The 19,767-nt window shown below is 68.9% G+C and carries 21 protein-coding genes and 1 pseudogene; 5 read left to right on the forward strand and 17 right to left on the reverse strand.

Annotated features, from left to right (window positions below):
• Positions 1 to 398: 398 nt before the first annotated feature.
• Positions 399 to 1,568, reverse strand: a complete 1,170-nt coding sequence (dprA, locus tag ACIUM1_RS06395; protein WP_406816395.1) for a DNA-processing protein DprA — start codon at positions 1,566 to 1,568, stop codon at positions 399 to 401.
• Between the two features lie 110 nt (positions 1,569 to 1,678).
• Here dprA and ACIUM1_RS06400 point away from each other — a divergent pair, with 110 nt between their 5' ends.
• On the forward strand, positions 1,679 to 1,954 hold the full coding sequence (locus tag ACIUM1_RS06400; protein WP_406816396.1) for a DUF4190 domain-containing protein: 276 nt from the start codon (positions 1,679 to 1,681) through the stop codon (positions 1,952 to 1,954).
• 26 nt (positions 1,955 to 1,980) lie between these two features.
• Here ACIUM1_RS06400 and ACIUM1_RS06405 read toward each other — a convergent pair whose 3' ends face one another.
• The 4 genes from ACIUM1_RS06405 to ACIUM1_RS06420 all read right to left on the reverse strand — a co-directional run bounded on the left by ACIUM1_RS06405 (position 1,981) and on the right by ACIUM1_RS06420 (position 5,901).
• Positions 1,981 to 3,492, reverse strand: a complete 1,512-nt coding sequence (locus ACIUM1_RS06405; RefSeq protein ID WP_406816397.1) for a YifB family Mg chelatase-like AAA ATPase — start codon at positions 3,490 to 3,492, stop codon at positions 1,981 to 1,983.
• Positions 3,492 to 3,869, reverse strand: a complete 378-nt coding sequence (locus tag ACIUM1_RS06410; protein WP_406816398.1) for a YraN family protein — start codon at positions 3,867 to 3,869, stop codon at positions 3,492 to 3,494. The genes ACIUM1_RS06405 and ACIUM1_RS06410 overlap by 1 nt, the downstream gene beginning before the upstream one ends.
• A gap of 111 nt (positions 3,870 to 3,980) precedes the next feature.
• Complete coding sequence (fdhD, locus tag ACIUM1_RS06415) at positions 3,981 to 4,802, reverse strand: formate dehydrogenase accessory sulfurtransferase FdhD (protein ID WP_406816399.1); 822 nt, start codon at positions 4,800 to 4,802, stop codon at positions 3,981 to 3,983.
• Between the two features lie 118 nt (positions 4,803 to 4,920).
• Positions 4,921 to 5,901: an NAD-dependent epimerase/dehydratase family protein gene (locus tag ACIUM1_RS06420; RefSeq protein WP_406816400.1), complete on the reverse strand. Its 981-nt coding sequence runs from the start codon at positions 5,899 to 5,901 to the stop codon at positions 4,921 to 4,923.
• A gap of 270 nt (positions 5,902 to 6,171) precedes the next feature.
• Between ACIUM1_RS06420 and ACIUM1_RS06425 the strand changes: the two genes are divergently transcribed.
• Positions 6,172 to 6,942 (forward strand): GAF and ANTAR domain-containing protein, encoded by a 771-nt coding sequence (locus tag ACIUM1_RS06425; protein WP_406816401.1) that lies wholly within the window; start codon positions 6,172 to 6,174, stop codon positions 6,940 to 6,942.
• A gap of 6 nt (positions 6,943 to 6,948) precedes the next feature.
• Here ACIUM1_RS06425 and ACIUM1_RS06430 read toward each other — a convergent pair whose 3' ends face one another.
• The 4 genes and pseudogenes from ACIUM1_RS06430 to rplS all read right to left on the reverse strand — a co-directional run bounded on the left by ACIUM1_RS06430 (position 6,949) and on the right by rplS (position 9,410).
• Complete coding sequence (locus ACIUM1_RS06430) at positions 6,949 to 7,254, reverse strand: DUF2469 domain-containing protein (RefSeq protein WP_003875077.1); 306 nt, start codon at positions 7,252 to 7,254, stop codon at positions 6,949 to 6,951.
• Positions 7,255 to 7,258: 4 nt separating this feature from the next.
• Positions 7,259 to 8,066: pseudogene (locus ACIUM1_RS06435) on the reverse strand (ribonuclease HII).
• Positions 8,067 to 8,068: 2 nt separating this feature from the next.
• On the reverse strand, positions 8,069 to 8,974 hold the full coding sequence (lepB, locus tag ACIUM1_RS06440; RefSeq protein ID WP_406816402.1) for a signal peptidase I: 906 nt from the start codon (positions 8,972 to 8,974) through the stop codon (positions 8,069 to 8,071).
• 94 nt (positions 8,975 to 9,068) lie between these two features.
• Positions 9,069 to 9,410 (reverse strand): 50S ribosomal protein L19, encoded by a 342-nt coding sequence (gene rplS / locus ACIUM1_RS06445; RefSeq protein WP_064877853.1) that lies wholly within the window; start codon positions 9,408 to 9,410, stop codon positions 9,069 to 9,071.
• Between the two features lie 343 nt (positions 9,411 to 9,753).
• On the opposite strand from rplS, the gene ACIUM1_RS06450 reads away from it, so the two are divergent.
• Complete coding sequence (locus tag ACIUM1_RS06450) at positions 9,754 to 10,734, forward strand: hypothetical protein (protein WP_406816403.1); 981 nt, start codon at positions 9,754 to 9,756, stop codon at positions 10,732 to 10,734.
• Here the strand turns inward: ACIUM1_RS06450 and trmD are convergent.
• The 6 genes from trmD to ACIUM1_RS06480 form a co-directional block, all read right to left on the reverse strand.
• The gene (trmD, locus tag ACIUM1_RS06455) at positions 10,731 to 11,438 is read right to left on the reverse strand and encodes a tRNA (guanosine(37)-N1)-methyltransferase TrmD (protein WP_406816404.1); all 708 of its coding nucleotides are present in this window, start codon (positions 11,436 to 11,438) and stop codon (positions 10,731 to 10,733) included. The genes ACIUM1_RS06450 and trmD overlap by 4 nt on opposite strands.
• 9 nt (positions 11,439 to 11,447) lie before the next feature.
• The gene (gene rimM, locus ACIUM1_RS06460; protein WP_406816405.1) at positions 11,448 to 11,975 is read right to left on the reverse strand and encodes a ribosome maturation factor RimM; all 528 of its coding nucleotides are present in this window, start codon (positions 11,973 to 11,975) and stop codon (positions 11,448 to 11,450) included.
• Between the two features lie 24 nt (positions 11,976 to 11,999).
• Positions 12,000 to 12,242 carry an RNA-binding protein gene (locus ACIUM1_RS06465; protein WP_003878715.1) on the reverse strand — a complete coding sequence of 81 codons (243 nt, stop codon included), beginning with the start codon at positions 12,240 to 12,242 and terminating at the stop codon, positions 12,000 to 12,002.
• An 8-nt stretch (positions 12,243 to 12,250) separates the two neighbouring features.
• Entirely contained in the window at positions 12,251 to 12,784 is a 534-nt protein-coding gene (gene rpsP / locus ACIUM1_RS06470) for a 30S ribosomal protein S16 (RefSeq protein WP_406816406.1), read from the reverse strand.
• A 170-nt stretch (positions 12,785 to 12,954) separates the two neighbouring features.
• Positions 12,955 to 13,374: a nuclear transport factor 2 family protein gene (locus ACIUM1_RS06475; protein WP_406816407.1), complete on the reverse strand. Its 420-nt coding sequence runs from the start codon at positions 13,372 to 13,374 to the stop codon at positions 12,955 to 12,957.
• A gap of 40 nt (positions 13,375 to 13,414) precedes the next feature.
• Positions 13,415 to 14,434: an AraC family transcriptional regulator gene (locus ACIUM1_RS06480; protein WP_406817558.1), complete on the reverse strand. Its 1,020-nt coding sequence runs from the start codon at positions 14,432 to 14,434 to the stop codon at positions 13,415 to 13,417.
• A gap of 100 nt (positions 14,435 to 14,534) precedes the next feature.
• On the opposite strand from ACIUM1_RS06480, the gene ACIUM1_RS06485 reads away from it, so the two are divergent.
• The gene (locus ACIUM1_RS06485; RefSeq protein WP_406816408.1) at positions 14,535 to 16,331 is read left to right on the forward strand and encodes an amidohydrolase family protein; all 1,797 of its coding nucleotides are present in this window, start codon (positions 14,535 to 14,537) and stop codon (positions 16,329 to 16,331) included.
• A 57-nt stretch (positions 16,332 to 16,388) separates the two neighbouring features.
• Positions 16,389 to 17,282, forward strand: a complete 894-nt coding sequence (locus tag ACIUM1_RS06490; RefSeq protein WP_406816409.1) for a D-alanyl-D-alanine carboxypeptidase family protein — start codon at positions 16,389 to 16,391, stop codon at positions 17,280 to 17,282.
• A gap of 7 nt (positions 17,283 to 17,289) precedes the next feature.
• Here ACIUM1_RS06490 and ACIUM1_RS06495 read toward each other — a convergent pair whose 3' ends face one another.
• Positions 17,290 to 17,892, reverse strand: coding sequence for a TetR/AcrR family transcriptional regulator (locus tag ACIUM1_RS06495; RefSeq protein WP_406816410.1), 603 nt, complete (start codon positions 17,890 to 17,892; stop codon positions 17,290 to 17,292).
• A gap of 1 nt (position 17,893) precedes the next feature.
• Entirely contained in the window at positions 17,894 to 19,714 is a 1,821-nt protein-coding gene (locus ACIUM1_RS06500) for an amidohydrolase family protein (RefSeq protein ID WP_406816411.1), read from the reverse strand.
• Positions 19,715 to 19,767 lie beyond the last annotated feature (53 nt).

Consider the following 19,767-nt stretch of genomic DNA (forward strand, 5'->3'; position numbering starts at 1 on the left):
CCGTAAGGCTTTCCGGGCCCTGACCTCGACATGGCGTTGACGGCAATTTTGTGCGACCACGCGGAGACGCAAAACAACTTGTTGTACGTCTCGGCGGGAGGCACAGATCCGGGCCTCATTCCGGCCGGACACCCGGAGCCCTTTACCGTATCGGTGGGCCTCGGAATTTTCGTCGAAGTGCCGCGGACGGCGAGCGATCAAGAGGGCACGTCGACATTGAACTACTGGACTCGGAGGGGCGCGCGGTTGAGGTTCAGAAGCGGCTGAGCAAACGGGAACCGTTGCGCGCCCAATTTGAATTCAAGATTGGCGAGTTGGGCCATCATGAGGTTTCAGAGTGCACCAGCTGGGTCGGTTGCGCTTCCCCGGGCCGCGGGCGGCTCTACGCCTGATCCCGTTCATGGAGGCGGCGGCGCCGGCACGGCCCGGCGAGCCCGGACGATGCGCCACCGCCCCTCGTGCCGCTGCACCAGCCCGGCCAGCTCCAGCATCGCCAGCGGCCCCAGCGCCAGCTCGGGCACCATTCCCGAGGCGATCGCGATCTCGTCGACGGTGGCGGCGCCGCGGTCCGGCAGCGCCTCATAGATCCGGCGTTCGGCGTCGCTGAGGCCGTCGAGTGGCGTCCCCGGATGCGGCTCATCGTGCGCCAGTTCGCCGATGTGGCCGACGAGCTCGACGACGTGGTCGGCGCGGGTGACCAGCTCGGCGCCGTTGCGCAGCAGCGCATGGCAGCCCGCCGATGCCGAGGACGTGATGGGTCCGGGCACGGCGGCCACCACTCGCCCCAACGCCCGCGCCCAGGAGGCGGTGTTGGCCGCGCCGCTGCGCAGGCCGGCCTCCACCACGACGGCGGCCCCCACCACGGCGGCCACCAGACGATTGCGGGTCAGGAACCGGTGGCGGGCCGGGCGGATGCCGGGCGCGTACTCGGTGAACAACAGCCCGTGCTGGCCGACGCGGTGCAGCAGTGCGGTATGACCGCTCGGGTAGGGGACGTCGAGCCCGCCGGCCAGCACGGCCACCGTGACGCCGTCGCAGTCCAGGGCGGCGCGGTGCGCCGCGCCGTCGATGCCGTAGGCGCCGCCGGAGACCACCGCGACATCGCGCTGTGCCAAGCCGGCCGCCAATTCGCCGGCGACCTGCTCGCCGTACGCGGTCGCAGCGCGCGTCCCCACCACGGCCGCCGCCCGGTGCGCGACCTCGTCGAGCCGCACGGGTCCCTGCGCCCACAACACCAGCGGGGCAATTAGCGGCGCGCCGCCGGGTCGCGGTGCGCCGCCGCGGAAAGCGGCGAACGCCAGCAGCGGCCACTCGTCATCGTCCGGGGTAATCAACCTTCCGCCGCGCCGGGCGAGCATCTCGAGATCGGCGGCGCATCGGTCGATTTCGCGCCGGGCCTCGGTGCGCCGGGCCAGGTCGTCGTCGACCAGCCCGCGCCGGATGCGCTCCGCGGCTTCCACCGGGCCGACGCGCTGCACCAGGGCGGCGAGTTCGGCGCAGGGTGGCTCGGCCACCCGAGACAGATAGGCCCAGGCACGCAACGTGGGATCGTCGAGCGCCGCCGTCATCGCCGTGCCCCCGGCTGCAAGAACTCGTCAAGAATCCATTGAGCCCGGCGCGCGAACGTGGTGTTGTCAGCCGCCCGCCGCACGCCGGCCCCGAACGAACGGAACGACCCATGATCCTCGACCTGCCCATGACGTACAGCATGTCCGAGCGGCCAAAGAACCCCTGGGCCGTCGCGGCTTTCGCGCTCAGCGTGGTGAGCTGGATCGGTTTGCCCATCCCCCTCATCAGCATCGGCCTGGCCTGCATCGGGTTGCGCGAGATGGAACAGCGGGGTGAAAGTGGCCGTGCCATGGCCCAATTCGCCCGCGCCTTCGCGATCCTGGTGACCGTCGCGATAGCGCTGCGGGGTGGGCACACCGATTGGCTGACCATGGCCCGCTGGTAGCACATCCAGCTGGTGGGCCGCGGCGCTCATCGCTGCGCCCCGGGCTGGCGGAAGCTGAGAGCGGCGGCAACTTCGTCGGTCCCGGGCGAGGTGCGCCCGGCCAGGTCGGCCAGGCTCCACGCGACCCGCAACGTGCGGTCCAGGCCACGGATGCTGAGCAGTCCACGGTCCAGCGCCCGTTGCAGCGGCTCCATCGCCGCGTTGCTGGGACGGAATTTTCGGCGCAGCAACGTTCCGCTGACCTCACCGTTGGTGCGGAATCCGTGCGGTAGCCAGCGCTGGGCGGCGGCCGCACGGGCTTGTGCCACCCGGTGACGGACCTGTGCCGTCGATTCGCCGGCTTGGCCCGCGAACGCGCCGGCCTTGACCTGGTGCATCTGCACGCGGAGGTCCACCCGATCCAGCAGCGGCCCGGACAGCTTCCCCAGGTAGCGGCGTTTGGCGGCCGCCGCGCAGACGCAGTCCTGCGGGTCGGCCGGCGCGCACGGGCACAGGTTGGCGGCCAGCACCAGCTGGAACCGGGCCGGATAACACGCCACCCCGTCGCGGCGGGCGAGGCGAATCTCGCCGTCCTCCAACGGTGTTCGAAGGGCTTCCAGCGCGCTGACCCGGATCTCGGCGAACTCGTCGAGGAAGAGCACCCCGCGATGCGCCCGGCTGACCGCGCCGGGACGCGCCATCCCCGACCCACCGCCGACCAGCGCGGCGACGCTGGAGCTGTGATGAGGAGCCACGAACGGCGGTCTGGTGATCAGGGGTGTGTCGCCCGACAGCAACCCGGCCACCGAGTGGATCGCGGTCACTTCGAGCGACTCGGCATCGGTCAGCGACGGCAGCAGTCCCGGCAGGCGTTGGGCGAGCATCGTTTTGCCCACCCCGGGCGGGCCGGTGAGCATGAGGTGATGCGCCCCGGCGGCGGCCACCTCCACGGCGAACCGCGCCTGCGTTTGGCCCACCACGTCGACCAGATCCGCGGCGGGCTCCCCGTCGGTGGGTTTCGCGTCGATCCTGCCTGCCAGGCCGCCGGTGCCGCTGAGCCACTTGTGCAGCTGCCCCAGGGTGCGCACGCCCCACACGTCGATGCCGTCGACCAGGCTGGCCTCGGCGAGGTTGTCCACCGGCACCACCACGGCCGGCCAGCCTTCGCGCTTGGCGGCCAGCACGGCGGGCAGCACCCCGCGCACCGGCCGGACCCGGCCGTCCAGGGACAACTCGCCCAGCAGCACCGTCTTCTCCAGCCGGTGCCACGGGTTCTTGCGCTGCGCCGACAACACCGCGGCGGCCAGGGCGATGTCGTAGACCGACCCCATTTTGGGCAGCGTCGCCGGCGACAGCGCCAGTGTGAGGCGCGCCTGGGGCCAGTCGTTGCCGCAGTTGGTGACGGCCGCCCGGACCCGGTCGCGGGACTCCTGCAGGGCGGCGTCGGGCAGGCCCACCAGGTGCACGCCCGGCAGGCCGGAGGTGATGTCGGCTTCGATCTCCACGATCTGCCCGTCCACGCCGCGCACCGCGACGGAGAACGCGCGTCCCAGCGCCATCAGCCGATCCCTTCCAGGTGGGTGATCTCCGGGGTGCGGCGACGCCCGATCCGCACCCCGATGACGTCGATGCGGATCGCCGCGCAGCGCTGGTCGCGGCCCGCCAGCCACAGCCCGGCGAGCCTGCGCAACCGGAGCACCTTGCGCGGGGTGACGGCATACGCCAGTCCCCCGTATCCGTCGCCGGTGCGCGTCTTCACCTCGACGAACACCACCGTGGACGTGGCGTCGTCGCGGGCGATGATGTCGAGCTCGCCGTAGCGGCAGCGCCAGTTGCGCTGCAGGATCCGCAGTCCCCTCCGCATCAGATGATCCACGGCGAGCGCCTCGCCCATCGCCCCCAATTGGATCCGGGTCATCGTCGTTTCGGTCGTCATGCGGGTCACGGTGCCCGGTGCCCCCGACGAGAGGGGCCTCCATCGGCACGGGCGCCCGTCACCACTGGGCAGTTATCCCCAGTGCGGCGCCCATCCACAACCGCGATCGGCCTACGTGATCCGGTCCGCCCTGGTGTAGATGTTCATCGAGGCCTGCCGCAGGAACGCCACCAGCGTGATGCCGGACTCCTCGGCCAACGACACCGCCAGCGACGACGGCGCGGACACCGCCGCCAGCACCGGGATCCCGGCCATCACGGCCTTCTGCGTCAACTCGAACGATGCGCGCCCGCTGACCAGCAGCACCGAGGCCTGCAGCGGTATCCGCCCGTGCTCCAGCGCCCAGCCGATCACCTTGTCGACCGCGTTGTGCCGCCCGACGTCCTCGCGCACCACCAGCATCGTGCCGTCCACCCCGAACAGCGCGGCGGCGTGCAGTCCACCGGTGCTGTCGAAAACCTTTTGCGCCGAACGCAATTGGTCGGGCATCGCCTTGAGGGTGGCCGCCGCGACCGAGGCGTGGTCGGTTCCCGGAGAAAACCGGCTGATCACCCGCACCGCGTCCAGTGACGCCTTACCGCAGACCCCGCACGACGAGGTGGTGTAGAAGTTTCGGGTGACGTCGAGGCCGGGTTTCGGTACCCCGGCGGCCAACGTCACGTCCAGCACGTTGTAGGTGTTCGCGCCCTCGTCGTCGCGACCGGCGCAATACCGGATGCTGTGCACGTCGTCGCGGCCAGCGATGACGCCTTCGGTGAGCAGAAAGCCTTGGGCGAGCTCAATATCCGATCCCGGCGTGCGCATCGTCACGGTGATCGCCGCGCCGTCGACCCGGATCTCCAACGGCTCCTCGACGACCAGGGTCTCCGGTCGGGTGATCGCCTTCTCGGCGGTCAGATGTATGACCCGCCGACGCGAGGTGACGCGCCCCACTAGGCGATTTCACCGCCGGCGGAGGCGTCGCGCGAAGCGGCGGAACGCTGGAAACCCACCGGATCAAACTACTCCGGTCGGTGCGGGGTTGCCGAAAACCGGATCCTCCATTGCGCTCTCACGGCCCGGCGGCCAATGCTTCCAACGTCTCGGCCGAGGAGTGCAGCGGACGCCAGCCCAGCTGGGTCTTGGCCTTGGTGGTGTCCATCACCATCGACGTGCGCGCGGTGTGCAGCCATTCCAGCATGGACGGCACCCCCGGCACCCGCGAGATCGCCGCCGAGGCCGCGGTGGCGGCGACGGCCGGAACCCGCACCGGGCGCCCGCCCAGCGCCTTGGCCACGTCGGCCACCGTCACGACCCCGTCGCCGGCGATGTTGTACACGCCCGGCGGCGCGGGGGCGGTGGCGGCCAGCGCGACGGCCGTCGCGATGTCGTCGTGGTGCACCAGTTGCAGCGGGTAGCCCGGGTCGGGCACCACCGGTTTCAGGATCGGGACGGCTTTGACCACGGCACGCATCGGGCCGGGCAGTTGGTTCCACGGCATGGCGTCGGCGAGGGCGGTTGCTTGGGGGCCGGCGACGATGCAGGGCCGCAGAACGAACACCTCCAGCGACGAGTCCTTGGTGATGTCGGCGAGCAGCTTCTCGCAGGCCGCCTTCTGCTCGGAGTAGTAGTGCTCCGCGGATCCCCGGGCGGGCACGTCCTCGGTGAGCGGGACGGGGTTGTCGGAGTGGTAGCCGTACGCCGCCACCGACGAGGTGTACACCAGGCGCCGCGGCCGCTCGGCGGCGACCGTGGCCTCGAACACGTTGCGGGTGCCCTCGAGATTCACCCGGGCGCTCTCGTCGCGCGAACCCATGATGATGAAGGCCAGGTGGATCACCACGTCGGCCTGCGCGACCAGCGCGTCGAGGGCGTCGTGGTCCAGGATGTCGCCCTGCTGGTAGGTGGTCTTCAGCCAGCCCCGCGACGACGGGTCAAACGGCCGGCGGGCCATCCCGATGATCGCGTCGACGGCGGGCTCGCGTTCCAGCGCCGTCACCGCGGAGACGCCGATCTCCCCCGTCGGACCGGTCACCGCGACGGTCACTCCCATCAGAACTTCCTTCCCTGCCGCCGCCAGCCGGAGCCCGGTGCGCGGACGTCACCGAGTCCCCGGCGCCCGCAATCCGCGCATGATAGAACCATCATTCCAGCGTCTCGCGATTCGTGAGCGGTTGGACGTGCGGGTCGACGGTGACCGGCTCGATGCCCGCTGATTGGCCGCAACAAGACGGAACCGCGTGTGAGGCCGGTCTCGGCGACCGATAATTTACGACGATCCGAAGGGATCACACCGCCGACACCGCAGGAAACGAGGCGCAGCATGGGCGACGAACCGAAGACCGGCGCGGACGCAGCCGCGACGGGCGGGGAGAAAGCCGACCCCGCGACGGTTTTCGCCGCCCTCGCCGAGATCATCTATCAGGGCTCGGACGCCAACCAGATGTATGCGGCCATCTGTGTCGCGGCCACCCTGACGGTCCGCGGCTGCGACCACGCCAGCCTGATGGTGCGCGAGAACGACAAATACGTCACCGCCGGCGCCAGTGATCGGCTGGCACAAACCATCGATGAGCTGGAGCGGCGCGCCGGCGACGGCCCGTGCATCGACGCCATCGAAGAAGAGACGCCCCAGATCGACCCCGACCTGAGCACGCCGTCGCTGTGGCCCAAGCTGGCCGCCGTGCTGGTCGCCGAGACACCGGTGCGTGGCGCGATGGGGTTCCGGCTGCTGGTCGACAAACGCAAAGGGGCCGCGCTGAATCTGTTCAGCGACACCCCGAACGTGTTCGACGCCGAATCCGCCGGGCGGGCGGCGGTGTTGGCCGCGTTCGCCAGCGTCGCGATCAACGCGGTCAGCAAGGGCGAGGACGCGGCCAGCCTGCGCCGCGGGCTGATCAGCAACCGCGAGATCGGCAAGGCCGTGGGCATGTTGATGATGCTGCACGACATGGACGAGGAGGCCGCGTTCGACCTGCTGCGGCGCCACTCCCAGGCGCTGAACATCAAGCTGGCCGACGTCGCACGCGAGGTCATCGAGCAGCGTGGCCAGCTGCGTGTTCCCGGCGACAACCAGCTGCCGCCGGGCACGTAGCGGCGGCTATTCGGGAAGCCGCAGCTCCGGTTTCTCGACCTCTTCGATGTTGACGTCCTTGAAGGTGACCACCCGCACCTGCTTGACGAACCGCGCCGGCCGGTACATGTCCCATACCCAGGCGTCGGACAGCCGCAGCTCGAAATAGACCTCGCCGTCCGCGTTGCGCGGCGTCATCTCCACGCTGTTGGCCAGGTAGAAGCGCCTTTCGGTCTCCACGACGTAGCTGAACTGGCCGACGATGTCCTTGTATTCGCGGTACAGCGAGAGCTCCATCTCGGTTTCATACTTTTCGAGATCTTCTGCACTCATCTGCTCAGACGTCCTTCTCCCAGACAGCGTTCCCCGGGCATCCCGGCGCTAGCTGCCGTCCGCCGGGGCGGGAATCCTGGTTCCATCTTTCCTCACCGATATCCGTCGCGCTGCAGCGGTGGGTCCGGTCGGCATTCCGCCACCACCCGGCCGCCCGCCCCGTCGGCCACGCGCCGCACGTTGATGAACGAATAACGATGCTCGGGGCACGGGCCGAGCCGCGCCAGTGAAGTGCTGTGTGCCGGCGTGCTGTAGCCCTTGTGCAGGGCGAAGCCGTAGCCGGGATGGTCGGCCTCCATGGCGACCATCAACCGGTCCCGGCTGACCTTCGCCAACACGCTGGCGGCCGCGATACATGCCGCCACCGCATCGCCGCCGATGACGGGCAGCGACGGGACGGCCAGTCCGGGCACCCGGAAGCCGTCGCTCAGCACGTAGCCGGGCCGTACGGACAGCCCGGCGACCGCACGGCGCATGCCCTCGATGTTGGCGACGTGCACGCCGCGCCGGTCCACCTCGGACGGCGGGATGAACACCACGTGGTAGGCCAGCGCATAACGGCGAATCAGCGGGAACAGCTTTTCCCGGGCGGCCTCGGTGAGCTTCTTGGAATCATCAAGGGCGGCAAGGCTTTCCATTCGCCCGGGGCCGAGCACACAGGCCGCCACCACCAGCGGTCCGGCGCAGGCGCCGCGGCCGACCTCGTCGACGCCGGCCACCGGCCCCAACCCGCTGCGGTATAGCGCCGACTCCAGGGTGCGCAGTCCCGACGATTTACGGATCACCGTCCGCGGCGGCCACGTCGTGGCCACGGCTACCGATTCTGCTGCGGGTTCACCGAGTCCACGCCGCCCCATCGGGACGGCGGCCACACGATGAACCTGGCTTTTCCGATCACATTGGACACCGGCACCGTTCCCGAGGTCGGGTCGCCGGTGCACAGCACACCCTTGAGGGCTTCGGCCGGCACGCTGGTGCAGTGGGCCCGCGAGTCCGCCGAGTGCGTGCGGTTGTCGCCCATCACCCACAGCCGTCCGGCCGGGACCGCGACGGGCCCGAACTCGCTGCCCAGGCACGGGTACACCGACGGGTCGGCGGCCATGGTGGTGCGGTCCAGGTACGGCTCCTTGAGGGGCTTGCCGTCGACGGTCAACCCGGTGTCGGCGCGGCATTGCACCGTCTGCCCGCCCACCGCGATGACGCGCTTGACCAGGTCGTTCTCGTCGGGCGGCACGAAACCGATGAACGACAGCGCGTTCTGCACCCAGCGCAGCACGGTGTTGTTGGACCGGATCGATTTGTAGCCGAGGTTCCAGGGCGGCGGGCCTTTGAAGACGATGACGTCCCCGGGGCGCGGGGCGCTGAACCGGTAGCTGACCTTGTCGACCATGATCCGGTCGCCGACGCAGCCGCTGCACCCGTGCAGCGTGGGCTCCATGGACTCCGACGGGATCAGGTAGGGCCGCGCCACGAACGTCAACATGACGTAGTAGAGCACGACGGCGATCACGGCCAGGATCGCGAATTCGCGCAGCGTCGAACGCTTCGGGTCCTGCGGTTCGCCCTGGTCGGGCGTCTCCGCCGCCGGCCCCGGTTCGGGGGTCGATCCGGCCGTCGTCGCGGCGTCGTCGGGGTGCGTCTCCGGGTTGCGGGTAGAGACCTTCGGATCTGACTCGCCGGCGTGGGGCTCAGGCTTCGATGAATCCGCGGTATCGGTCACGAGATCAGCGTAGCCAGCGCGCCTGGGGGCCGCCCAAACCGGCGCACCAGAGAAACGACAGGGCGAATCACCTGCGCCGCCAACACGTCCCGGGTCAGCGCTTCTCCTTGATCTTGGCCTTCTTGCCGCGCAGTTCACGCAAGTAGTACAGCTTCGCGCGGCGGACGTCACCGCGGGTCACCACCTGGATGTGGTCGATGTTGGGCGAGTGCACCGGGAACGTCCGCTCCACGCCGACGCCATAGCTTTCCTTGCGCACGGTGAACGTCTCGCGGATGCCACCACCCTGCCGACGGATCACCACGCCCTTGAACACCTGGATACGCTCCTTGGCGCCCTCGATGACCTTGACGTGCACGTTGATGGTGTCACCCGGGCCGAACACCGGGATATCGTCGCGCAGCGACGCCTGATCGACGAAGTCCAGCCGGTTCATGCGAGACACTTCCTTGCGGTCGCGGCCGACGGCAGCTACCCACACGCAGGTGTGAGGCGGTCGCCAAGCCGATGGTTTCGGGCTTTCTGGCGCATCTCGCAGCAGGCGGGAAACGGCCCAACCGGCCTGCAACCGCTGGAGACAACTGGTCAATTGTGCCAGACGGGGCGCGCGCCACGAAAATCACCGCGAGTCGGCGGTTCCTGACGCGCCAAACGCGCTGGTAAATGGTACATATGACTGGGGTCAGAACGCGCTGCCCGCACCGAAGCGTGATGGCCGGTGCAGGCGGCGCGTGGGGCCCGCCGTTGCCCTGGGTCGAAGTCACGCCGGAGGAGACCGAATGCGGGTTCGTCCGCTGACGATGCTCACCGCCACGGCGGCGGTGACGTTGGTGGTTGCCGCCGGTTCCGAGGCGCTGGTCCAAGCCAAGGTGTACAAGCTGCCGGTCGCCGCGCCCGTCCGGGTCATCTCGGCGCCACCGCCCTCGACTCCTCCACAGTCGGCCACGCTGAGGCTCGAGGCGGCCACACCTGCGCCGCCCGCCGTGGCGCTACCACCGAGCACGGGATTCGGCCAGTTGCAGGCCCGCGTCCAGCAGGCCGCCGACGAAGCTGCCGGCAGTGGCGCCGCCCTGTCGGTGGCCATCCTCGATCGCAGCACCCATCAACTGATCTCCAACGGGAACAGCCAGGTCATCGGCACCGCGTCGGTGGCGAAGCTGTTCATCGCCGACGATCTGCTGCTGCACGAATCGGAGGGCAAGGCGCCGCTGAGCGCCGACGACCACCAGGCCCTGGACATCATGCTGCAGTCGTCCGACGACGGCGCGGCCGAGAAGTTCTGGGGCCAGGGCGGCGGGGCCGCCATCATCACCGAGGTGGCCGCCCGCTACGGCCTGGCCTCCACCACCCCGCCCAGCGACGGGCGGTGGTGGAACACCATGAGCTCGGTGACCGACCTGATCCGCTACTACGAGATGCTGCTGGACGGCTCCGGTGGCCTGCCGGCCGATGACGCCAAGATCATCGTCAACGACCTGGCCCAGTCCACCCCCAACGGGCTGGACGGCTATCCGCAGCGATTCGGCATCCCGGACGGTCTGTACGCCGAGCCGGTCGCGGTCAAGCAGGGCTGGATGTGCTGCATCGGCAGCGACTGGATGCACCTGTCCACCGGGGTGATCGGGGCCGACCACCGCTACATCATGGTGGTTCAGTCGCTGCAAACCGCTGACGACACCACCGCCCGCGACACCATCACCCGGGCGGTCAAGACGATCTTTCCCGAGGGCCGCATCGACGCGCCCCGGCACGGGCTTTAGCGAGCCGATTCGTCTTCAGTGTCAAGCAGCTCGGGCCGGCGTTCGCGGGTGCGCTGCAGCGAGATCTCCCGGCGCCATGCCGCGATTCGCGCGTGGTCACCCGACAGCAGCACCTGGGGGACGTCGAGCCCGCGCCAGCTCGGCGGCCGGGTGTAGCTGGGGCCCTCCAGGCGCCGGTCCAGCGCCGGTGAGTGCGAATCCTCGCGGTGCGACGCGGGATTGCCGAGGACGCCGTCGAGCAGGCGCAGCACGGCCTCGATCATCACCACGGCCGCCGACTCACCGCCCGGCAGTACGTAGTCGCCGATCGACACCTCCTCGACCCGCATCCGCCTCGCGGCATCCTCGATGACGCGCTGATCGATGCCCTCGTAACGACCGCACGCGAACACCAGGTGGGCCTCGGCGCTCCAGCGCGCGGCCGTCGCCTGGGTGAACAACCGACCGGCCGGGGTAGGAACGACCAAAAGCGTTTCCGCAGAAGCGATTTCATCCAGCGCCTCACCCCATACCGGCGCCTTCATCACCATCCCCGGGCCACCGCCGTAGGGGGAATCGTCGACCGAGCGGTGCACGTCATGCGTCCAGCTCCGCAGGTCGTGCACCTGCAGATCGACCAGGCCGGATTGGATCGCCTTGCCGGGCAACGATTGCCGCAGCGGGTCCAGATAGGCCGGAAAGATCGTGACGACGTCGATTCTCATCTCGAAGGCCTACAGGTCCAGCAGGCCTTCGGGCGGGTCGATCTCGACGGAGCCGTCGTCCAGCGACACCGCTGTGACGATCGCAGTGACGAACGGCACCAAAACTTCCCGCTGTTCGTCGCCGGCCTCGCGCCGCACCGCCAACAGTTCGCCCGCCGCGGTGTGCAACACCTCTGCGACGACACCGATCTGCTCGCCCGCCGTGGTGCGCACCCGCAGGCCCTCGAGCTGGTGGTCGTAGTAGGTGTCCGCCTCGTCGATCTCCGGCAGGTCCGCGGAATCGACCACGAACAGCGCGCCGCGCAGCGCGTCGGCGGCATCACGGTCGGTGACGCCGGCCAGCCGCAGCAGCAGCCGCCCGCCGTGTTCGCGCGCGCTCTCGACGGTGAAGTCACGCTCCCAGCCGGCACGGGAATGCTTGGCGCGCAACCCGTTTCCCGGGGCGAAGCGGGCGTCGGGGTCGTCGGTGCGAACCTCGACAACCACCTCACCGGTGATGCCGTGGGCTTTGACCACACGCCCGACGGTCAACTCCAAGGGAGTTCCATGAGCAGCGCTCCGCTACTGGTCGGTGTCCACCACGTCGACGCGGATGCCGCGACCGCCGATGCCGGCGACCAGCGTGCGCAGCGCGGTTGCGGTGCGACCTCCGCGGCCGATCACCTTGCCCAAGTCGTCGGGATGGACGTGCACCTCGACCGTGCGCCCCCGGCGGCTGGTCACCATGTCCACCCGGACGTCGTCGGGATTGTCGACAATTCCGCGAACCAGGTGCTCAACAGCGTCCACGACAACCGTACTCATCGCCGCGGTCAGCTTTCGGTGGTCGGCGCGGCCTGCTCGCCGCCCTCGGCGGGCGCCTCGGGCTCAGCGGGGGCCTCGGCGGCGGTCTCGGCTGGGGTTTCCGCGGCGGCCTGCGGGTCGGCGGACTCGTCGGCACCCTTGGCGGCCTTCTTGGCCGGGGCCTTCTTCTTCGGCCTCGCGGCCTCGGTGGTCGGTCCGCCGTCGGCCTCGGCCAGCGCGGCATTGAACAGCTCGAGCTTGCTGGGCTTGGCCGGGGCGACCTTCAGGCGGCCCTCGGCGCCCGGCAGGCCCTTGAACTTCTGCCAGTCACCGGTGATCTTGAGCAGCTTGAGGACGGGCTCGGTGGGCTGGGCGCCCACGGACAGCCAGTACTGGGCGCGCTCGGAGTTGATCTCGATGAGGCTCGGGTCTTCCTTCGGGTGGTAGCGGCCGATGACCTCGATGGAGCGTCCGTCGCGCCGGGTCCGTGCGTCGGCGACGGCGATGCGGTACTGGGGGTTGCGGATCTTGCCAAGCCGGGTGAGCTTGATCTTGACAGCCATGGTTAAGCGACTTCTCCTGTGTGTGTCACGCTGCAATTCAGCGATCGGGGCGGGATGCCCGGATCCGGTTTTGCCTCGCGTGTATGACCGGTCGGCGATGCGTGATCGCGCGGCGGACAGCCGCCCATTGTGCCAGAACCGGGCGCCGCGGCTGAAATCGCGACCTGCGTTCACATCACTTTCTGGAAGACCTTGGTCTCCGCCCGCCGGGTCATCCGCCAGCCGTCGGGCGTGCGCACGAACTCGTCGTCGTACCAGAGTCCGCAGAACAGCACCTGGTCCTTATCGCCGCCCAGCACCATGGGGTTGAAGCAGATCACCCGTGACGAGGCCGTGTCCCCGTCGACCCGGACGGAGAAGTTGCCCAGCATGTGCGCGTACACCGGGAAGTTGGGCAGCACCTCGGCCAGCCATTTCTTCACCTCCGGATAGTGGCCCTCGATGCCGCCCAGCGCCGTGTAGTCGATGTAGGCGTCGGGGGTGAACACCTTGTCCAGATCGTCAAATCGGCGCTGGTCGATGGCGGTGGAGTAGTCCACCAGAAGCTGCTGGATCTCGAGGCGGTCGGAGATTTCGGCCAGGCTCAACATGTCGTTGATTGAACACGATCCGCCGGCCCGGCGCGGCGTGCTAGCGGGACTGGCCGGGCACGCCGGAGCGGACCGCCATCCGGTAGCCGCTGGGGCCGCAGCCGAACCACCGCCGACACGACCGGCTCAGCACGCTCTGCTCGGCGTAGCCGAGTTCTCGGGTCAGGTGCGACAGGCTCATGTCGGTGTCGCGTAGGTAGTGTTCCGCGGTTTCGCGGCGCACGCCGTCGATGAGTTTGCCGAAGGTGGTGTGCTCCGCGGCCAGTCGACGGTGCAATGCCCGGGGGTGCAGATCGAACTGGGCGGCGATCAGCTCGAGGCTGGCGGTGCCGGTGGGCAGGAGCTGGCGGACCATCGCGCGCACCGACTGGGTCATGCCCGGTTGGTGGGTCGTGATCCCGGTCAAGTACTGCACGACCGCTTGATGGGCAAGCGCGTCCTGGTTAAGGGAGCGCGCCAGATCCGCGGTCCGGAAGGTGAAGCCCGCTGTCGGTTGCACGAAGCACGGCCGGCAGCCGAAGTACGTCAGATAGTCTGCGGTCGCCGTGAGCGGTTGGTGCGGAAGGTGCACGGTCAAGGGCCGGTATTGCGCGCCGAGCAGGAACCGCAACACCCCCAGCGACACCCCGAGGGACAGTTCGGTGGTCTGTGGATGTGGGGGTGGCCGCTCGATGAGCACTTCGAATGCGTAGAACGACTGGTCGGCTTCGGCGGCCGAGGTGATGCGCGCTGAGATGGCCGGGCTGTAGGCGGCCAAGAAGGTTTCGACGATGGTGAAGGCCTCGCCGACGGTGGGCGCGGTGCGCGCGGCCACCCCGAGCGGGCCAAGGATTTCGATGCCTTGGCGCAGCGCCAGTCGCCGACCGAAATCCGGGGTCGAGGTGGCCGCCGCGGCGTTCTCGACGGCCACGATGAGGCTGCGGTAGGGCAGAAACACCTCGTGCTCGCCGACGTCTTCGGGCCGCAGGCCGGCGGCGCGCAGCAGCTCGACCGGGTCGCCGCCCAGTTCGGCGACCAGGCGGGGATAGCCCGTCAGCGACGTTCCCCGCACCACCGACATGTCAACAAATGTCAAAAAATCGTCCGGAAATGTCAAGACTGCGCGGCTGTCGCGGGCGCACCCTGGGAGCCGACGAGGCAACCCGACCAAAGGAATCCCCATGAGCTTCGACACCGTGATCCGCAACGGCCGCTGGTTCGACGGCACCGGCGCGCCGTCGGCGATCCGCGACATCGGCATCAGTGACGGTCACGTCACCGCGATCAGCGCGCAACCGCTCGACGAAACCGGCTGCGGCCAGGTGATCGACGCCGCAGGCAAGTGGGTGCTGCCGGGCATGGTCGACATCCACACCCACTACGACGTCGAGGTGCTGGCGGCTCCGTCACTGTCGGAGTCACTGCGCCACGGCGTGACGACGGTGATGGTGGGGTCGTGCTCGTTGTCGACCGTTCACGTCGACGGGGAAGACGCCGGCGACCTGTTCGCGCGGGTCGAAGCCATCCCCCGCGAACACGTCATCAGCACGGTGAACCAGCACAAGACGTGGCGCAGCTGCGAGGAATACGTCGCCGCCTTGGAGGCGCGACCGTTGGGGCCGAATGTAGCTGCCTTCGTAGGTCATTCGGACATGCGGGCAGCGACGATGGGGCTAGACCGCGCCACCCGCAAGCAGGTGCGGCCGAGCAGAACCGAGCAGGCGCGAATGGAACAGCTGCTGGCCGAGGCATTGGAGGCGGGCTTTGTCGGAATGTCTTCGCAGCAACTGCTTTTCGACAAGCTCGACGGCCAGACCTGCCGCTCCCGTACCTTGCCGTCCACGTATGCAAAGCCGCGGGAGCTGCGCCGGCTGAAATCCCTGCTGCGGCGCAGTGGGCGAGTCCTGCAGGCGGGGCCCGACATTCAGAACCCGCTCAACATCGCATCGCAGGCGATGCAGTCGCTGGGGATCGGCCGCAGGCAGCTGAAGACCACTCTGCTCTCAGCCGCCGACATCAAGGCCAACCCGTGGCTGATCGCGACGATGGGGCCGGCGGCCCGGCTCGTCAACAAGCTGGGCGGCGATTTCCGCTGGCAGCACCTGCCGGTGCCGTTCGAGGTGTATGCCGACGGCATCGATCTGGTGATCTTCGAAGAGTTCGGTTCCGGCGCGGCGGCTATGCATCTGAAAGAACAAGTGGCCCAACGCAATCAGCTGCTGTGCGACGAGGACTACCGGCGGTGGTTCCGCAAGGATTACGACAGCAAGTTCGGGCTGCGGGTGTGGCACCGCGACTTCTTCGACGCCGAGATCGTCGCGTGCCCCGATGCGTCCGTCATCGGAAAGTCGTTCGGGCAGGTCGGTATCGACCGCGGCGGGCTGCACCCCGTCGACGCGTTCTTGGACCTGGTCGTCGAGCACGGCACCGCGCTGCGGTGGCGCACCACAATCTCCAACCACCGCCCCGAGTTGCTCAGGAAGCTGGCCCGCGAACCGGGCGTCCAAATGGGTTTCTCGGACGCGGGAGCGCACCTGCGCAACATGGCGTTCTACAACTTCGGGTTGCGGCTGCTGCGCCACGTCCACGACGCCGAAACGGCCGGCAAGCCGTTCATGACCATTGAGCAGGCGGTTCATCGACTGACCGGCGAACTGGCCGACTGGTACCGGATCGACGCCGGCCATCTGCGGCCGGGCGACCGGGCCGACCTGGTGATCGTCGACCCGACGCACCTCGATGGCTCGCTGGACAGCTACGCCGAAGCAGAAGTCGACCAGTACGGCGGGCTGTCGCGGATGGTCAACCGCAACGACGACACCGTCGCCGCCGTGCTCGTCGCCGGGCGAGCGGTGTTCGTCGACGGGCGGCCCACCGGCCTGCTGGGCACGCAGCGCACCGGCAGCTTCCTGCGCGCCGACACCATCACGCCGGCACCCACCCGGGCTGCGGCCGTACCCGCCGCTACTGCCGTCTAGCCGTCGCACAGGGAACCATCCAGCTAAGACAGGGACGGGAAGTTAGACTTTGCGGCCATGCGGAAGCTCACGGCCCTGGGGTGCAGGGTGGCCGCCACCCTGCTCGCGGTGGGGACCTGCACCGCCACCGTCGCCTTGTCCACCGCGCGGGCCGACAACACGCAGCCCGTCGGGTCGGTTCCCATTCCCGACGGCCCGGCGCAAACCTGGATCATCGCCGACCTGGACAGCGGTCAGGTGCTGGCCGGCCGCGACCAGAATGTGGCCCACCCCCCGGCGAGCACCATCAAGACGCTGCTGGCCCAGGTGGTCCTGGACTCGGTGAGCCTGGACTCGACCGTCGTCGCCGACGTCGCCGACACCCAGGTGGAGTGCAACTGCGTCGGCATCAAACCGGGCCGCACCTATACCGCGCGCCAGCTCCTCGACGGCCTGCTGCTGGTGTCGGGGAACGATGCCGCCAACACGCTGGCGCACATGCTGGGCGGCCCGGACGTCACCGTCGCCAAGATGAACGCCAAGGCGGCCTCGCTGGGCGCCACCAATACGCACGCCGCGACACCGTCCGGTCTGGACGGCCCCGGGGGGTCCGGCGCGTCGACGGCGCACGACCTGGCGGTGATCTTCCGCGCCGCGATGGCCAACCCGGTGTTCGCGCAGATCACCGCCGAGCCGTCGGCGATGTTTCCCGGCGATAACGGCGATCACCTGATCACCAACCAGGACGAGCTGCTGCAGCGCTATCCCGGCGCGATCGGCGGCAAGACCGGCTTCACCGACGCGGCGCGCAAGACGTTCGTCGGGGCCGCCGCGCGCGGCGGCCGGCGGCTGGTGATCGCCATGATGTACGGGCTGATCAAACAGGGCGGACCGACGTACTGGGATCAGGCGGCGACGTTGTTCGACTGGGGATTCGCGCAGAGCCCGCAGGCGAGCATCGGCTCGCTGTAATTCTGCGTCAGGAGTCCGCGTCCGGCAGGGTCGCGGTGAGCAGCGCCATCAGTACCGGAATCCGCTGGGCCGCGATTTCCGGTTGCGGCAGAACGCCTTCCACCACGGCAGCCCCGTCGAACACGTTGGTCATCAGCGCCACGAACACCGGGAAGGTGTCTTCGGGGAAGCGTTCGGCCCCCGGCAGCGCGCGGGCCGCGTCATGGATTTTCGCCGCGTACTGCCCTAGCTCGTGTTGCAAAGTCTCCCTGAGCTTTTTGTCGGTGCGGGCGGCGACCAGCAGTTCATAGATGACGGCGTTGGACGGGCCGCTGGTGATGTCGCGCAGGATCACCAGCGCCGCTTCCAGGGCCGGCCGGTCGGCGGGTATCTCGGCGACCCCTTTGGTGAACGATTCCAGCTGGCGGCGTAACACCTCGGATGCGGTGGCCGCCATGAAATCGCCCATGGTGTCGAAGTGCCGGAACAGCGCGCCGACCGAGACCCCGGCCCGCTTGGTGATCACCGCGGCGGACGCCCGGGCGTAGCCGACCTCGATGATGGTGGCGATGCAGGCGTCGATGAGCCGCCCGACGGTTTCCTCGCGGCGCTGCTGCTGGGTTCGAGCCATGTCAGGCGGTGACGCTCAGCGCGCCGCGTTCCCGACGGCCGCGCCGCCCCGCCCGCAGATAGCGGCCCGACCGCACGGATTGCCCGTACCCGTCCCGGAATTGGCCTTTGCGGTGGCTTCCCCCGAAGACGACCGCGCCGCCCACGCCGGTGGCGATCACGGCGTCGTCGTTGCGGTTGACCATGCGCCGCAGGCCGCCGTAGAACGGCACCGCCTCCTCGTGGTAGCCGTCCACCGCCGCGTCGAGTCCGGCCGGGTCGATCACCACGAAGTCCGCGCGGTCGCCGTGGCGCAGCGTGCCGGCGTCGATGCCGAACCACTCCGCCAGTTCACCGGTGAGCCGGTGCACCGCGTGCTCGATCGACATGAAGGGCGCGCCGGCCCGGTGGGCGTCCCGGGCACGCCTGAGCATCCGAAGCGGGAAGTTGTAGAAGGCCATGTTGCGCAGGTGCGCACCGGCATCGGAGAAGCCCATGTGCACGCTGCCTTCGGTGGCGAGCGCGTCGAGCAGCTTGGGTCGGTGGTTGGCGACGACGGTGGTCCACCGGACGTTGCGTTCACCGTTTTCGACGAGCACGTCCAGGAATGCGTCGAGCGGGTGCAACTTGCGTTCATCGGCAATCTCCCCAAAGCTCTTGCCGATCAACGACTTATCCGGACAGTCGACGATGACCGCGTCATGGAAGTCGCGGTGCCACAGCGACGGTCCGAGCTTGATGCGGTCGAACTCGCGCCGGAACTTGCGGCGGTATTCCTTATCGGCCAGTAACTCGTTGCGCTCCAACTGCTCCCGCAGGTGCAGGGCGGCCGTTCCGGCGCCGAACTCCTCGAAGACCGGCAGGTCGATCCCGTCGGAGTACAACTCGAAGGGCACCGGCAGGTGCTGAAATTTCACGCTGGCGCCCAGCAGCTTGTTGAGCAGGCGAGTCCCTGGACCGAACACGTAAACCGAGAGCGGCATCGATTTGGCATCCGCGGACACCAGCATGCTCATCCGAACGCCCTTGCCCCAGTTCAATATCCGGCTGCTGGCCAGGAAGAAGAGCATGCCCGTCGACGGCTTTGCGACGTTGGGGGCGCTCTGCAGGATTCGGCCGCGCTTGCGCAGGACCTTGATCAGCCTGCGTCGTTCCCGCCACGTCGCGAAGGTGGACGGCAGGGCGCGCGAGCGGAACCGTTCACCGTCGAGTTTGTCGATGGGCGCGTCCATCCCGGACATGCCGAGCATCCCGGCGTCAAGGGCCTCGCCGAGCAGGTCGGCCATCTTGGCCAGTTCGCCCTTGGTGGGTCGCACCGTTGCGTCGGTGGCCCGATCCAGTCCGAGCACCGCGGTCCGCAGGTCCGAATGACCAAGCAGCGAGCCGACATTGGGCCCGAGCGGCAGGGCGTCGATCGCCTTGACGTACTCCGCGGCCGTCGACCAGGTGCGGTTGGAATCCAGCGCGCCGAAGACATATTGGCGCGGCACCGCCTCCACCCGGCTGAACAGGTCGGCGGCGTCCTGGGAATCGGCGTACACCGTCGACAGCGAGCAGTTGCCCAGCAGCACCGTGGTGACACCGTGGCGCACCGACTCGCGCAGCCCCGGATCCAGCAGCACCTCGGCGTCGTAATGGGTGTGCACGTCGAGGAAGCCGGGGACCACCCATTTGCCGGCGGCGTCGATCACTTCGGGGCACCCGGTCTCGTCCAACGACTCCGTGCAGACCGCGGCCACGACGCCGTCGCGAATGCCGAGGGTGCGCGTCAGGGGCGCGCTGCCGGTGCCGTCGAACCACAATCCGTCGCGGATGATCACGTCGTAGGCCATGGCGTCCTCCATGTCGGCATTACGGACAACGCTAACCTAGATAGCAAGCACTCGCAATCTTTTCG

The sequence above is a fragment of the Mycobacterium sp. M23085 genome (genome assembly GCF_045343915.1).
GTDB lineage: Bacteria > Actinomycetota > Actinomycetes > Mycobacteriales > Mycobacteriaceae > Mycobacterium.

Excerpts from the sequence above, each read along its gene's own strand:
- dprA (WP_406816395.1), bottom strand. The coding sequence starts at position 1,568 with ATGACGGCGGCGCTCGACGATCCCACGTTGCGTGCCTGGGCCTATCTG.
- ACIUM1_RS06400 (WP_406816396.1), top strand. The coding sequence starts at position 1,679 with ATGATCCTCGACCTGCCCATGACGTACAGCATGTCCGAGCGGCCAAAG.
- ACIUM1_RS06405 (WP_406816397.1), bottom strand. The coding sequence starts at position 3,492 with ATGGCGCTGGGACGCGCGTTCTCCGTCGCGGTGCGCGGCGTGGACGGG.
- ACIUM1_RS06410 (WP_406816398.1), bottom strand. The coding sequence starts at position 3,869 with ATGACGACCGAAACGACGATGACCCGGATCCAATTGGGGGCGATGGGC.
- ACIUM1_RS06420 (WP_406816400.1), bottom strand. The coding sequence starts at position 5,901 with ATGGGAGTGACCGTCGCGGTGACCGGTCCGACGGGGGAGATCGGCGTC.
- ACIUM1_RS06425 (WP_406816401.1), top strand. The coding sequence starts at position 6,172 with ATGGGCGACGAACCGAAGACCGGCGCGGACGCAGCCGCGACGGGCGGG.
- ACIUM1_RS06430 (WP_003875077.1), bottom strand. The coding sequence starts at position 7,254 with ATGAGTGCAGAAGATCTCGAAAAGTATGAAACCGAGATGGAGCTCTCG.
- rplS (WP_064877853.1), bottom strand. The coding sequence starts at position 9,410 with ATGAACCGGCTGGACTTCGTCGATCAGGCGTCGCTGCGCGACGATATC.
- ACIUM1_RS06450 (WP_406816403.1), top strand. The coding sequence starts at position 9,754 with ATGCGGGTTCGTCCGCTGACGATGCTCACCGCCACGGCGGCGGTGACG.
- trmD (WP_406816404.1), bottom strand. The coding sequence starts at position 11,438 with ATGAGAATCGACGTCGTCACGATCTTTCCGGCCTATCTGGACCCGCTG.
- ACIUM1_RS06465 (WP_003878715.1), bottom strand. The coding sequence starts at position 12,242 with ATGAGTACGGTTGTCGTGGACGCTGTTGAGCACCTGGTTCGCGGAATT.
- rpsP (WP_406816406.1), bottom strand. The coding sequence starts at position 12,784 with ATGGCTGTCAAGATCAAGCTCACCCGGCTTGGCAAGATCCGCAACCCC.
- ACIUM1_RS06475 (WP_406816407.1), bottom strand. The coding sequence starts at position 13,374 with ATGTTGAGCCTGGCCGAAATCTCCGACCGCCTCGAGATCCAGCAGCTT.
- ACIUM1_RS06480 (WP_406817558.1), bottom strand. The coding sequence starts at position 14,434 with ATGTCGGTGGTGCGGGGAACGTCGCTGACGGGCTATCCCCGCCTGGTC.
- ACIUM1_RS06485 (WP_406816408.1), top strand. The coding sequence starts at position 14,535 with ATGAGCTTCGACACCGTGATCCGCAACGGCCGCTGGTTCGACGGCACC.
- ACIUM1_RS06490 (WP_406816409.1), top strand. The coding sequence starts at position 16,389 with ATGCGGAAGCTCACGGCCCTGGGGTGCAGGGTGGCCGCCACCCTGCTC.
- ACIUM1_RS06495 (WP_406816410.1), bottom strand. The coding sequence starts at position 17,892 with ATGGCTCGAACCCAGCAGCAGCGCCGCGAGGAAACCGTCGGGCGGCTC.
- ACIUM1_RS06500 (WP_406816411.1), bottom strand. The coding sequence starts at position 19,714 with ATGGAGGACGCCATGGCCTACGACGTGATCATCCGCGACGGATTGTGG.